Annotated in this window: 12 protein-coding genes and 4 tRNA genes; 3 read left to right on the top strand and 13 right to left on the bottom strand. The window is 66.2% G+C overall.

Annotation, left to right across the window (positions count from 1 at the left end):
* Nucleotides 1-92: 92 nt before the first annotated feature.
* The 13 genes from rplL to ACVCMB_RS00105 all read right to left on the bottom strand — a co-directional run bounded on the left by rplL (nucleotide 93) and on the right by ACVCMB_RS00105 (nucleotide 7,601).
* Complete coding sequence (rplL, locus tag ACVCMB_RS00165; protein WP_136258109.1) at nucleotides 93-464, bottom strand: 50S ribosomal protein L7/L12; 372 nt, start codon at nucleotides 462-464, stop codon at nucleotides 93-95.
* Between the two features lie 51 nt (nucleotides 465-515).
* Nucleotides 516-1,049: a 50S ribosomal protein L10 gene (rplJ, locus tag ACVCMB_RS00160; protein ID WP_136258108.1), complete on the bottom strand. Its 534-nt coding sequence runs from the start codon at nucleotides 1,047-1,049 to the stop codon at nucleotides 516-518.
* Between the two features lie 349 nt (nucleotides 1,050-1,398).
* A complete protein-coding gene (rplA, locus tag ACVCMB_RS00155; protein ID WP_395117254.1) occupies nucleotides 1,399-2,106 on the bottom strand; it encodes a 50S ribosomal protein L1 in 708 nt (235 codons plus the stop codon).
* Between the two features lie 3 nt (nucleotides 2,107-2,109).
* Nucleotides 2,110-2,538, bottom strand: coding sequence for a 50S ribosomal protein L11 (gene rplK / locus ACVCMB_RS00150; RefSeq protein WP_027491701.1), 429 nt, complete (start codon nucleotides 2,536-2,538; stop codon nucleotides 2,110-2,112).
* Between the two features lie 299 nt (nucleotides 2,539-2,837).
* The gene (gene nusG, locus ACVCMB_RS00145) at nucleotides 2,838-3,398 is read right to left on the bottom strand and encodes a transcription termination/antitermination protein NusG (RefSeq protein ID WP_136258106.1); all 561 of its coding nucleotides are present in this window, start codon (nucleotides 3,396-3,398) and stop codon (nucleotides 2,838-2,840) included.
* Between the two features lie 7 nt (nucleotides 3,399-3,405).
* Nucleotides 3,406-3,801, bottom strand: coding sequence for a preprotein translocase subunit SecE (gene secE / locus ACVCMB_RS00140; RefSeq protein WP_395117252.1), 396 nt, complete (start codon nucleotides 3,799-3,801; stop codon nucleotides 3,406-3,408).
* Nucleotides 3,802-3,882: 81 nt separating this feature from the next.
* Nucleotides 3,883-3,958, bottom strand: a tRNA-Trp gene (locus ACVCMB_RS00135).
* Between the two features lie 188 nt (nucleotides 3,959-4,146).
* Complete coding sequence (tuf, locus tag ACVCMB_RS00130; RefSeq protein WP_395117250.1) at nucleotides 4,147-5,337, bottom strand: elongation factor Tu; 1,191 nt, start codon at nucleotides 5,335-5,337, stop codon at nucleotides 4,147-4,149.
* A gap of 79 nt (nucleotides 5,338-5,416) precedes the next feature.
* Nucleotides 5,417-5,492: transfer RNA gene (locus ACVCMB_RS00125), tRNA-Thr, on the bottom strand.
* A 172-nt stretch (nucleotides 5,493-5,664) separates the two neighbouring features.
* Nucleotides 5,665-5,738, bottom strand: a tRNA-Gly gene (locus tag ACVCMB_RS00120).
* Nucleotides 5,739-5,786: 48 nt separating this feature from the next.
* Nucleotides 5,787-5,872: transfer RNA gene (locus ACVCMB_RS00115), tRNA-Tyr, on the bottom strand.
* A gap of 93 nt (nucleotides 5,873-5,965) precedes the next feature.
* Nucleotides 5,966-6,454, bottom strand: a complete 489-nt coding sequence (locus ACVCMB_RS00110; protein WP_395117248.1) for an acyl-CoA thioesterase — start codon at nucleotides 6,452-6,454, stop codon at nucleotides 5,966-5,968.
* A gap of 106 nt (nucleotides 6,455-6,560) precedes the next feature.
* Complete coding sequence (locus ACVCMB_RS00105; RefSeq protein WP_447105819.1) at nucleotides 6,561-7,601, bottom strand: cyanophycinase; 1,041 nt, start codon at nucleotides 7,599-7,601, stop codon at nucleotides 6,561-6,563.
* A 132-nt stretch (nucleotides 7,602-7,733) separates the two neighbouring features.
* On the opposite strand from ACVCMB_RS00105, the gene ACVCMB_RS00100 reads away from it, so the two are divergent.
* The 3 genes from ACVCMB_RS00100 (at nucleotide 7,734) to ACVCMB_RS00090 (ending at nucleotide 12,523) form a co-directional block, all read left to right on the top strand.
* A complete protein-coding gene (locus ACVCMB_RS00100) occupies nucleotides 7,734-8,309 on the top strand; it encodes an RNA polymerase sigma factor (RefSeq protein ID WP_395117244.1) in 576 nt (191 codons plus the stop codon).
* Nucleotides 8,299-9,357 carry a FecR family protein gene (locus tag ACVCMB_RS00095; RefSeq protein ID WP_447105818.1) on the top strand — a complete coding sequence of 353 codons (1,059 nt, stop codon included), beginning with the start codon at nucleotides 8,299-8,301 and terminating at the stop codon, nucleotides 9,355-9,357. The genes ACVCMB_RS00100 and ACVCMB_RS00095 overlap by 11 nt, the downstream gene beginning before the upstream one ends.
* A gap of 91 nt (nucleotides 9,358-9,448) precedes the next feature.
* Nucleotides 9,449-12,523: a TonB-dependent receptor gene (locus ACVCMB_RS00090; protein WP_447105817.1), complete on the top strand. Its 3,075-nt coding sequence runs from the start codon at nucleotides 9,449-9,451 to the stop codon at nucleotides 12,521-12,523.
* Nucleotides 12,524-12,594: the final 71 nt, after the last annotated feature.

Genomic DNA, 12,594 nt, shown 5'->3' with positions numbered 1-12,594 from the left:
TTCCCCATTCCCGTTCAAACGGGCAAAGCCCGGGAGCTTTCGCTCCCAGGCTCGCTTGACATCAAGTCGAAGCAGCGGCGTACAAACGCCGATTACTTCAATTCGACGGTGGCGCCGGCAGCTTCCAGATCCTTCTTGAACTTGTCGGCGTCTTCCTTCGACACGGCTTCCTTCAGGACGCCGCCGGCCTCGGTGAGGTCCTTGGCTTCCTTCAGGCCCAGGCCGGTGATCGCGCGGACAGCCTTGATCACGTCGACCTTCTTGGCACCGGCGCTCTTCAGGATCACGTCGAACTCGGTCTGCGCTTCGGCAGCCGGACCGGCAGCAGCCGGGCCGGCAGCGACCATCACCGGGGCGGCGGCGGTCACGCCAAACTTCTCTTCGATCGCCTTCACCAGGTCCATCACTTCCATCAGCGACTTGGCGGCGACGGCTTCAACGATCTGTTCGTTGGTCAGGGACATTGCATTTACCTCTGGATGTATTTCGGTTCGGTTTGATGAGACGCAGATCGATCAGGCCGGTTCGGCTTCAGCCGGGGCTTCGGCGGCGACTTCGCCACCACCCTGCTGGTCGGCCACCGCCTTGACGACGCGGGCGAACATCGTGGCCGGCTCGGCCAGCACGCGGGCCAGCATGGCCAACGCCTGTTCGCGGGTCGGCAGCGAGGCCAGCACGTCGACGTGCGAGGCCGGCAGCAGCTTGCCTTCGACCGAGACGAGCTTCGCCTGCAGCTTGTCGTTGTCCTTGGCGAACTCCTTGATCAGACGCCCGGCAGCGCCGGGTTCTTCCGTCGAGAATGCGTACAGCAGCGGACCGACCAGGGCGTCCTTGACGACCTCGAACTCGGTACCGGCCACGGCGCGCGACGCCAGCGTGTTCTTGACGACTCGCAAGTACACACCGGATTCGCGGGCCTTCTTGCGCATCGCGGTCATCTGAGCGACCGTGGTGCCCGCATACTCGGCAGCGACCAGGGAGTGAGCCTTCGCGGCAACTTCAGCCAGCTCTGCGACTACTTCTTGCTTCTGAGACAGATTGAGAGCCATTGCACTCCTCCAAATGAACTCCGCTCGCGGCTCCTGCCGCTTGCGGTCCTGGGCGACGCCATCCCTGGCGCCGGGGACACCTCGTGCCCCGGGTGTTGGCCTTTCCAGAACTGAACAACGAACCGTTCCAGTAGGGGCAGCACCATCTGCGCAGGCCGGATCGTGGCGACTCCGATTAAGCAACCCCGTTGGCGACGCGGCGATTCCCTGCCAGGTTCGAGCTCCCTGCCCGTCGTCGTCGCGCGTTGGTTGCGCCTGCGGTCTTTGACAGCGATCCCGGCTTCGCGAACGGGCCGGGACTGCCCTCAAAAACTGCCCGCGTCGACTTCGAGGTCGACGCGGGGCTTGATTACTTGGCGGCGATCGTCAGCGACGAGGTATCGACGGCAACGCCGACGCCCATCGTGCTGGACAACGCCACTTTCTGCAGGAACACGCCCTTGGCCGTCGACGGCTTGGCCTTGATCACATCGGCGATCAGCGCGTTGAGGTTGTCCGCCAGCTGGGCGGCCTCGAAGCTGGCCTTGCCGATGGTGGCGTGGACGATGCCAGCCTTGTCGTTGCGGAACTTCACCTGGCCGGCCTTGGCGTTCTTCACCGCGGTGGCGACGTCGGCGGTGACCGAGCCGTCCTTCGGGTTCGGCATCAGGCCGCGCGGGCCGAGCAACTGGCCGAGCTTGCCGACCACGCGCATCGCGTCCGGCGTGGCGATCACGCGACCGAAGTCGAGATCACCGCCCTGCATGCGCTCGGCCAGGTCGTCCATGCCGACCGCGTCGGCACCGGCGGCCTTGGCCGCCTCGGCCTTCTCGCCCGGCGGGCAGAACACGGCGACCTTGACGGTCTTGCCGGTGCCATGCGGCAGCAGCGAGGAGCCACGCACGCCCTGGTCCGACTTCTTTGCGTCGATACCCAGGCGCACGGCCACGTCGACCGACTCGGCGAACTTCGCCTTGGCGTTGTCCTTGACGATCTTCAGGGCCTCTTCCAGGCCGTAGAACTTGCCCGGCTGCACCGCGGCCTGCGCGGCTTTCATGCGCTTCGTGAGCTTTGCCATGTCTTAACCCTCCACCACAAGGCCCATGCTGCGGGCGCTACCGGCAATGGTGCGCACCGCGGCGTCGAGATCGGCAGCCGTCAGATCCGGCTCCTTCTGCTTGGCAATGTCTTCCAGCTGCTTGCGGGTGACCTTGCCGACCTTGTCGGTGTTCGGCTTCTGCGAACCCTTGGCGACGCCGGTGGCCTTCTTCAGAAGGATGGTGGCGGGCGGGGTCTTGGTGATGAAGGTGAAGCTGCGGTCGGAATAGGCCGTGATGATGGTCGGGATCGGCAGACCCGGCTCCAGCTTCTGCGTGGCGGCATTGAACGCCTTGCAGAACTCCATGATGTTCAGGCCGCGCTGACCGAGGGCGGGACCGACCGGCGGCGAGGGGTTGGCCTGACCGGCCTTGACCTGCAGCTTGATGTAACCGACAACTTTCTTTGCCATGGGATTTTCCTCGCGAGTCCAGGCGCCTTGCGGCTCCTCGCTGTTCACCGCTCCGTGGATGGAAGGAAGACCTGCCTCGTGCAGATCCGAAACGCGGACACGCCGGGCCAAAAAGACCCCGCGTGAACCGCGCAGTATAGAGATTTACCGGATCATCAGCAAGCCCCGTGCCAGTTGCGGCACCAAGACCGAAATCGGAAGCGGAGAGTGTCGGCCTGACCGGCGCTACCCTCCCCCGCCAGCGGAGGAAAAGACGAAGATGCCGAGCGAGTGCGCTCCGGGCAATCTTTTCCCTGGACTCAGGCCTTTTCGACCTGACCGAACTCCAGTTCCACCGGGGTCGAACGCCCGAAGATCAACACGGCCACGCGCAGGCGGCTCTTCTCGTAGTTGACTTCCTCGACCACGCCGTTGAAATCGTTGAACGGGCCCTCGGTGACACGCACCATCTCGCCCGGCTCGAACAGCACCTTCGGCTTGGGCTTCTCGACGCCCTCGCGCACGCGACTGAGAATGGCGTCGGCTTCGCTGTCCTTGATCGGCAACGGGCGATCGGCGGTGCCGCCGATGAACCCCATGACCTTGGGGGTTTCCTTGATCAGGTGCCAGCACTCGTCGTCGATGCGTGGCGCCTTGCCCTCGGTGCTGCACTCGATCTGCACCAGCACGTAGCCGGGGAAGAACTTGCGATCGCTGCGGCGCTTCTGCCCGCCGCGCATCTCGATCACTTCCTCGGTCGGCACCAGCACTTCGCCGAACTTCTCTTCCATCCCGGCGCGCTTGATGCGCTCCTCGAGAGAACGCTTGACCTGGTTCTCGAAGCCCGAATAGGCGTGCACCACGTACCAGCGCTTGCTCATGCTCATCTCAACCACCCAGCTTCAACAGCCAGTCGAGGATGACCGACTTCAGGATCAGGTCGATCAACCCCAGCAGCAGCGACAGGACGATCACCACCAGCAGGATGACGCCGGTCGTCTTGATCGTCTCGTCGCGCGTGGGCCAGACCACCTTGCGCATCTCGAACTGCGATTCGGCCAGGAAATTCCTGACCCGCCGCCCCAGCCCGGTGAACGCGGCGATCGCCACGGCGATCACCAGCGCGGCGAGCACGCCCAGCAGGCGCATCGACACGGGGACGCTGCCGTCACGACCGAACCAGGAATAGGCAAAGATGCCCGCTGCCAGCACCAGCCCCGCCAGTATCAGCTTGCCGATGTCGCCAGCGTTGGTGCCCTTGGGCTGTTCTGCCTTGGTAATCATGTGCGCTTGTCGAGTGGCGGCAGCACGCCGAGCCTTGCGGTCGACCCTGCCATCGTCACCCGTCCGAATCCTCGGGAAAAGTGGCACGCCAGGAGGGACTTGAACCCCCAACCTGCGGTTTTGGAGACCGCTGCTCTGCCAATTGAGCTACTGGCGTAAATTTATGTCGTCATCCCTGACGGCAAAAGCAAAACCGGCATCCACGCCGGACTATTCATCAACAGCTTCGGGCAGTCCGTCTCCGGAGCTGCCCTTGACTTGCCCCGGCGTCAACCGGCGCGGCGCAGCCGTGTCCGGTTCAACGGCGGGAGTTACCCCGGCAGCTCGCTGCCGGGATGAGAGTACTTACTTGATGACCTTGGCCACCACGCCGGCGCCGACGGTGCGGCCGCCCTCGCGGATGGCGAAACGCAGGCCTTCGTCCATCGCGATCGGGTGGATCAGGCTCACCACCATCTTCACGTTGTCGCCCGGCATCACCATTTCCACGCCTTCCGGCAGGGTCACGGCACCGGTCACGTCGGTCGTGCGGAAGTAGAACTGCGGGCGGTAGCCCTTGAAGAACGGCGTGTGACGGCCACCCTCGTCCTTCGACAGCACATACACCTCGGCCTCGAAGTCCGTGTGCGGGGTGATCGTGCCCGGCTTGGCCAGCACCTGGCCACGCTCCACGTCGTCGCGCTTCAGGCCGCGCAGCAGCAGGCCGGCGTTGTCGCCCGCCTGGCCCTGGTCCAGCAGCTTGCGGAACATTTCCACGCCGGTGACCGTGGTCTTCTGCGTGTCGCGGATGCCGACCACTTCGATTTCGTCGCCCACCTTGATCACGCCGCGCTCGATACGACCGGTCACCACGGTGCCGCGGCCGGAGATCGAGAACACGTCTTCCACCGGCATCAGGAACGGCTTGTCGATCGTGCGCACCGGCTCGGGGATGTAGCTGTCCAGCGCGTCCACCAGCTTGATGATCGCCGGCACGCCGATTTCGCTCTGGTCGCCTTCCAGCGCCTTCAGCGCCGAACCGTGGATGATCGGGGTGTCGTCGCCCGGGAAGTCGTACTTGCTCAGCAGCTCGCGCACTTCCATCTCGACCAGTTCGAGCAACTCGGCGTCATCGACCATGTCCGCCTTGTTCAGGAACACCACGATGTACGGCACGCCGACCTGGCGCGACAGCAGGATGTGCTCGCGCGTCTGCGGCATCGGGCCGTCCGCGGCCGAGCACACCAGGATCGCGCCGTCCATCTGCGCCGCACCGGTGATCATGTTCTTCACGTAGTCCGCATGGCCGGGGCAGTCGACGTGCGCGTAGTGGCGGGTCGGCGACTCGTATTCCACGTGCGCGGTCGAGATCGTGATGCCGCGCGCCTTCTCTTCCGGCGCCGCGTCGATCGCGCTGTAGTCCTTGAATTCTCCACCGAAACGCTCGGCACCGACCTTCGTCAGCGCCGCCGTCAGCGTCGTCTTGCCGTGATCCACGTGACCAATCGTGCCGACGTTGACGTGCGGCTTGGTGCGTTCGAATTTACCCTTTGCCATGCGCGCTAAACCCCGATGGAGTCAATCAATTGTAGAAAAAGAACAGCCCGTTTACGGGCTGGCCGTGAAGGCCGGAAGCTGGTGCTCATGACAGGAATCGAACCTGTGACCTCTTCCTTACCAAGGAAGTGCTCTACCGACTGAGCTACATGAGCGTGTATTTCAGCCGTCCTCCATGACGGCAAAGACAAGACCGACATCCTGTCGGACTCTTCATAACTTCAGCCATCCTCCATGATGACGAAGAACAGACCGGCGTCCTGCCGGATGATTCGAAACTTATGCCGCGATCGCGTCGATCAACAGCTTCTGACACTTGCAGTGCAATGGAGCGGGAGACGGGGATCGAACCCGCATCATCAGCTTGGAAGGCTGAGGTTCTACCATTGAACTACTCCCGCCCTGCGCGGAAATCGTGTCTTGCGCGCCGCTTTCGCGTCGCTTGTTGCTGGTGGAGGGAGGTGGATTCGAACCACCGAAGGCGTAAGCCAGCAGATTTACAGTCTGCCCCCGTTGGCCGCTTGGGTATCCCTCCAACAAAGAACGCGTATTGTGTGGATCGTGCCGGGAACTGTCAACACCTCATGGCACGCATATCGCATGTCGGCGCGCCATCCGGTCGTGCCCGTCAGGTGTCGGCAAGGTCTTGCGGATCGACCAACTGTTCCATCCCCCGGGACAACTCGAGCAGTTGCCGGGCCTTGGCCTGCAGGCGCCGGTCGGCCTCGTTGCGCGGCTCCCAGCATGGCACCGGGGTGGGCTTGCCATCGGCGCCGTCCAGCGCCACAAACACCATCACGCAGCTGGTCGCCAGGCGCTGGTCGCCCTTGCGCAAGTCGCTGGCCATCACGTCGACGGCCAGATGCATGCTGCTGCGGCCCGTATGGATCAGGCGCGCCCTCACCGTGACGAGGTCGCCGATCAGGATCGGCGCCACGAACTGGATGCCGCTGACCGAGGCCGTGACGCAATACGCTCCACTCCAGGCAACCGCGCAGGCATAACCGGCCTGGTCGATCCACTTCATCGCCATGCCGCCGTGCACCTTGCCGCCGAAGTTGACGTCGGTGGGCTGGGCGAGAAAACGGAAACTGACTTCCTGCTGTTTTCCGGGCATGGCGGGTCCGCGAAAGCAAGATCGGAAGGGCGATTATGCCCGCTTCACCCACTCACCACGATCGCTACGCCGGCAACCGGCGTCGCCATGCGCGCGCCGAAGCCAGCTAACGTGCCGGCGTCGCGGCCGGCACGGCATCGCCGTGCAACTCAAGCTTGCCGTCGCGCACGTCAGCGGTGACCTCGAACGCCGGGCGTTGCACGCTCAGATCGCGCAGGTCGATCCGACTGTGCGGGCCGATGCCGGTCACGCGAATGCCCCGATAGTCCAGCGGCTGGCCGGCAACGACCCGCGCCGGCGGACCCGCGGGGCGCACCAGCCAGGCGAAACCGTCGTTCAGGGTGACCAGATGCCCTTGTCCATCGGCCTCCACGCACAACGCGGCATCCTCATCCACGCCCAGGCCGATCACGTCGGCATGCCCCTCGTGGCGCAACCGGGCGATGAACGCAACCAACCGGCCCAGCCGCTTGCGCGCATGGAAGTGGGTGTCGGTGATGACGTGCTGCAGGTACGGCAGATGCAGGAAACCTTCGACCACGGTCACCGCCTTGCCCAGCGGATCGGCCAGCGCTTCATCCGAGGTGATGCTGCCGCCGTCCAGCGCGCCATAGGCAAAGCGTCCGAGGATCGCCAGGCCGGCACTGGTGCCGCCCAGCGGCTTGCCCTGCGCCACATGGCGTTCCAGCAAGGCGTTCAACGGCGTGCCTTTCCAGAACCGCACATAGTTGGCCTGGTCGCCGCCGGCGATGAAGATGCCGTCGGCCGAACGCACGATCTCCAGCACGCGCGGATCGCTGGCCGCCGCGCGGTCGTGGAACACCAGGGTCTGCACCGAGGCCACGCCGCCGATGTCTTCGTACAGCTCCTTCTGCAATTCATCGGCACCGGAGGCGCGCAGGACCACGAAATGCCCGTGCCCGCCCCTGGCGGCGAACCATGCGAACGCCGCCGGCGGCCAGTCACCACCGCCCATCAGCAGCAGCGCCGGCTCGGTGGTTCCGGGGCGCGCGGCGTCGAGCTTGCCGATCCGGTAATAGTCGTAGCCCGCACCCGACGGCTTGGCCACGCTGCCGGGCCCGAAGCCCGCCAACAGCAGGCAGCACGCCAGCCACAGCCAGCGGAAAGTTGGTCGGAACGTTTTCATCGGCACTTCCCCGGGCCATGACAGAGCGGGCGCATGCCCGTCCGTGGTTATCGTCCGGGACGAGCGGCCCGCGGATATCCCCCACGTTCGCCCCGCTGTCCAGCCGCCCCGGATTGGCGCTAAGGTCGCCACGTGGACAATTCCCTCAACAGCTGGTTTGCCCGCGAAATCCTCGTCCACGAGGGCGCCCTGATGCGCTATCTGCGGCGCAGCTGGTTCCGTCGCGAGGAGGTCCACGACCTGCGCCAGGAGATCTACGTGCGCGTCTACGAAGCCGCGGCACGGTCGCGCCCGACCCAACCCAAGTCGTTCATGTTCACCACGGCGCGCCACCTGATGACCGACCGCCTGCGCCGCGAACGGGTGGTCTCGATCGAGGCCGTGGGTGATATCGACGCGTTGAACGTCTCGGTGGACGAGGTCACGCCGGACCGCCGGCTGGACGCACACCAGGAGTTGAAACGCCTCGCCGACGCGTTCGACCGCCTGCCCGACCGCTGCCGCGAGGTGGTCTGGCTGCGCCGCGTCGAGCAGTTGTCGCAGAAACAGGTCGCCGCCCGCATGGGCATCAGCGAGAAGACCGTGGAGAAGCAGATCGCCAAGGGCGCGCGGCTGATCGCTCAGTATGTGCACGGCGATCGCCACGCCCATCGCCACACCCGTGCAGGCGAACAGGAAACCGCCATCGAGCTTGGTCATGACCAGTAGCAGGGAGATCGAACACATCGCCGCGAGCTGGCTGGCCCGACGCGACGGCGAGCACTGGAACGAGCGCGACCAGCGCCGGTTGGACGCGTGGCTGGATGCGTCAACCGCGCACCGGGTGGCCTACGTGCGGCTCGACGCGGCGTGGCAGCAAAGCGGCCGGCTGCAGGCGCTGGGTGCCGGCTGGCGCGCCGGCGGCGTGCCGCCGCGTGGCAGTTGGGCGACGCCGCACACCGGTGCACCTGCGCTGGCGCAACCGCACCCTGCCGCGACTCCGCGCGGCTGGCGGGCAGCCACGCGACGCCGATCCTGGCCGCACGCCCGGCTGCTGGCGGTCGCCGCTTCGCTGCTGGTGGTCGTGACGCTGGCGCTGGCCTGGCATGGGTACGGCGCGGTGGAGCAGGCGTCCTATCGAACCGCCGTTGGCGAGCTGCGCGAGGTGCAACTGGCGGACGGCTCGGTGGCCACGCTCAGCAGCGACAGCCGCATCCGGCTGACCTGGTCGCGCCGCGAACGCCACGTCGATCTCGAGCAAGGCGAGGCGTTCTTCAGCGTGGCCAAGGATCGCGCACGACCGTTCGTGGTCAGCGCCGACGCGCGCCGGGTGATCGCCGTCGGCACACGCTTCGCGGTGCGCCGTGACGCGGCGGATCTGCGCGTGGTGGTCACCCAGGGCCTGGTGCGGCTGGAATCCGACGGTCGTCCCGACGGCCCGCACCAGGCCACCACCCTGTTGCCGGCCGGCAGCGTGGCCATCGCCAGCGATGGCGGCGTGGTCGTGCATTCGGGAACCGTGCAGCAGGCGCAGGAATACCTGAGCTGGCGCAACGGTTTCGTCAGCTTCCACGACACCCCGCTGGCCACCGCCGTGGCCGAGTTCAACCGCTACAACCAGCGCAAGATCGTGATCGACGATGCGCGGGTCGGCGCCATGCGCGTGGGCGGCAACTTCCGCTGGTCCAACACCGACGCCTTCGTGCGGCTGCTGACGCGCGGCTTCCCGGTCAAGGCCACCGCGCGCGGGAACACCATCGTGTTGAGTCCGCGCTGAGCGGAGCGGTGCCTGGGGGGATTTTCCGCGCCCGCTCGTCATGGCATCTACGCGGTGCGCATCGTGCGCGCCTGCCCGGGGAGAACTGCACATGACTCGTTCGCTACGCGGCGCGCTGTTGATCCTTGCTTGCTCGGCACCGGCCCTCGCCGCCGCACAGGCCCCGGCGACGCGGCCGGTCGACATCCCGGCCGGTGACCTGGTCACCGCGCTGGATACGCTGGCCCGCCAGTCCGGCGCGCAGTTCATCTACCAGGCCGACCAGCTGCGCGGACTGCGCACCGCCGGCGTGCGCGGCACGCTGTCGACGGACGAGGCGCTGCGGCGGTTGCTGGCCGGCAGCGGCTTCACCACGCAGCACGACGAGTCCGGCGCGGTAGTGATCGTCAAGGCGGCCCGCCGAACCGCGCCGCCAACCGCACCCGCGCCTGCCGGCAGCGGCTCCGCCGAACCGGACCCGGAACAGGCCACACGGCTGGACGAAGTGCAGGTCACCGGCTCGCGCATCCCGCGGGTGCAGGTCGAGGGCCCGGCGCCGGTCACCGTGGTCACCGCGCAGGAGATCAAGGCCGCCGGCTTCGCCAGCGTGCCCGACGTGATGCGCGCGATCACCCAGAACAGCGGCGAGACGCAGAGCCAGCAATCCTCCAGCGGCGCCGACTTTTCGCCGGGCGCCGAGGAAGTCGACTTGCGCGGGCTCGGCCCCAACCACACCCTGGTACTGGTCAACGGCCGGCGCATCGCCGACTTTCCGCTGCCGTTCAAGGGCCGCAGCAACTTCACCGACATCTCCAACATCCCGATCGGCATGATCGACCGCATCGAGGTGCTCACCGGCAGCGCCTCGGCGGTGTACGGTTCGGATGCGATCTCCGGCGTGGTGAACTTCATCCTGAAGGACCACGCCGACGGCACCACCATCGACCTGCGCTACGGCGACACCACCCGCGGCGGCGGCGCGTCGACCAAGCTGAACTTCTCCACCGGCTTCTCGCAGGGTGACTTCAACCTGGTGTTCGGCGCCGAGCTGATCGACCAGAAGCCGCTGTGGGCCTACGACCGCAAGATCCAGGACTCCACCGCCGACGCGCCCACCGCGCGCTCGCAGGTGCCGCGCCGTACCTTCCTCAACGGCGACTGGAACGACGACTACATCGACCCCGGCCAGGCCACCTGCGACGCGCTGTCGTACCTCAACGGCGGCACCACGGTGTATGCGAACCGGCCGCGCTACGGCAATTTCTGTGGCAGCGCCGAGTCGATCGGCTACGGCACCATCCTCAGCCAGCGCCGCGGCATCAACACCTACACCTCGGCCAACTTCAAGATCAACGACAACCTGAGCTGGTTCGGCGACATGCAGCTGGGCTGGAGCAAGGTCGAGCTGTTCCGCGACGTCGAGCAATGGAACTACCAGGCGCCCGACGGCAACGAGGACGGCTACTTCTACAACGCGCACAGCGGCGGCATCGAGAACTGGTATCGCCAGTTCACGCCCGAGGAAATGGGCGGCCTCGGCCGCGGCATGATCGAGAACACGCAGAAGACCTTCAGCCTCACCACCGGCTTCAAGGGCACGTTCGGCCAGGCCTGGGATTACGAGGCCTCGCTCAGCCACTCGCAGTACAAGGCGCTGATCAGCTGGCCGCAGACCGTCGCCGCGAAGGCCAACGATCTCTACCTCGGCCCGCAACTGGGCGTGGACCCGGACAGCGGCCTGCCGATCTTCGACGCCGATCCCGTCCGCCTGTACACGCCGCTGACCCGCGCCGAGTACGACGCGATCACCGCGCGCACCAACTACCACCCCGAATCGCGCAGCGACACGCTGGCGTTCACCCTGACCAACACCGCCTTGTTCAACCTGCCCGCCGGGCCGGCGGGTTTCGCCGGCGTGGTCGAGTTCGGCAACCAGGCCTACGACCTCAACCCCGACCCGCTGGCCACCCAGTACTACTACTACAGCTGGAAGGATTCCGACGGCCACGGCAGCCGCAACCGCTGGGCCACCGCCGGCGAGCTGCGCCTGCCGCTGCTGGAATCGCTCAACCTCAGCCTGGCCGGCCGCTACGACCAGTACCGCTTCTCCGGCCACAAGACCGGCAAGCTGACCTACAGCACCGGGCTGGAATGGCGCCCGCTCGACAGCCTGCTGCTGCGCGGCTCCTACGGCACCGCGTTCCGTGCGCCGGACCTGCACTACGTCTACGCCGGCATCGGCAACGACGAAACCTCCGGCAACGACTACTACCGCTGCCGCACCGAGGAGCCGGATGTCGACATCACCGATTGCGATTACGCCGACGAAGGCCTGATCCGCACGCGCCAGGGCAACCGCGACCTGAACTCCGAAACCAGCACCTCGTGGACCGGCGGCTTCGTGTGGTCGCCGACGCCGAATCTGGATCTGTCGGTGGACTATTTCAACATCCGCATGAAGAACCAGGTGCAGGACCTCAGCACCGACCGCATCCTGCAGCTGGAGGCGAACTGCCGCATCGGCACCGACGTCGGCGGCAATCCGGTGGACGCGAATTCGCCCAGCTGCCTCGACGCGATCTCGCGCGTGAACCGCTATCCGACCGACAGCGCGGTCGATCCGGGCGGCCTGTACGGCATCTACGTCAACCCGATCAACGTGGCCAACGAGCGCACCAGCGGCATCGACGCCAGCGCCCACTACAAGCTGGAAACCGCGATCGGCACATTCCGCCTCGCGGGCAGCCATACCTGGACGCGCAATCACCTGTTCCAGCAATATCCCGGCGACCCCACCCTGGACGAGCTGGCAGTCAACAGCGGCTTCGACATCCCGCGCGAGAAGACCAGCGCCAGCGTGTCATGGGAGCGCAAGGCCTGGTCGGCCACCCTGTTCGGCACGCGCCTCGGACGGCTGCCGAACTCGGATTCGTACGACCAGATCGTCGACACCGGCGCGGGCGAACCGGCCTGGGTACACGCCACCTACCGCTACAACGCCACGCTGCAATACAAGTTCAGCGACCACGCGCAGCTGTCGCTGGCGGTGGACAACCTGTTCGACAAGATGCCGCCACGCGACCCCAGCTACACGTCATACCCGTACTACGACATCTCGTGGTTCGACGCGGCCGGCCGCAGCTACTACGTGCAGTTCACCTACAAGTTCGGCGGCAGCGCGCTTTAGCAGCCAACCTTCCCGCAGGAGCGCACTTGTGCGCGATGCTTTCCGCAGCGTGACGAAGAGCATCGCGCACA

This window comes from Rhodanobacter sp. UC4443_H10 (assembly GCF_052978325.1).
This window is presented reverse-complemented; position numbering and strand designations above follow the sequence as displayed.

What these genes read in the sequence shown, in the direction of transcription:
- rplL (WP_136258109.1), bottom strand. Translation starts at nt 464, where the DNA reads ATGTCCCTGACCAACGAACAGATCGTTGAAGCCGTCGCCGCCAAGTCG.
- rplJ (WP_136258108.1), bottom strand. Translation starts at nt 1,049, where the DNA reads ATGGCTCTCAATCTGTCTCAGAAGCAAGAAGTAGTCGCAGAGCTGGCT.
- rplA (WP_395117254.1), bottom strand. Translation starts at nt 2,106, where the DNA reads ATGGCAAAGCTCACGAAGCGCATGAAAGCCGCGCAGGCCGCGGTGCAG.
- rplK (WP_027491701.1), bottom strand. Translation starts at nt 2,538, where the DNA reads ATGGCAAAGAAAGTTGTCGGTTACATCAAGCTGCAGGTCAAGGCCGGT.
- nusG (WP_136258106.1), bottom strand. Translation starts at nt 3,398, where the DNA reads ATGAGCAAGCGCTGGTACGTGGTGCACGCCTATTCGGGCTTCGAGAAC.
- secE (WP_395117252.1), bottom strand. Translation starts at nt 3,801, where the DNA reads ATGATTACCAAGGCAGAACAGCCCAAGGGCACCAACGCTGGCGACATC.
- tuf (WP_395117250.1), bottom strand. Translation starts at nt 5,337, where the DNA reads ATGGCAAAGGGTAAATTCGAACGCACCAAGCCGCACGTCAACGTCGGC.
- ACVCMB_RS00110 (WP_395117248.1), bottom strand. Translation starts at nt 6,454, where the DNA reads ATGCCCGGAAAACAGCAGGAAGTCAGTTTCCGTTTTCTCGCCCAGCCC.
- ACVCMB_RS00105 (WP_447105819.1), bottom strand. Translation starts at nt 7,601, where the DNA reads ATGAAAACGTTCCGACCAACTTTCCGCTGGCTGTGGCTGGCGTGCTGC.
- ACVCMB_RS00095 (WP_447105818.1), top strand. Translation starts at nt 8,299, where the DNA reads ATGACCAGTAGCAGGGAGATCGAACACATCGCCGCGAGCTGGCTGGCC.
- ACVCMB_RS00090 (WP_447105817.1), top strand. Translation starts at nt 9,449, where the DNA reads ATGACTCGTTCGCTACGCGGCGCGCTGTTGATCCTTGCTTGCTCGGCA.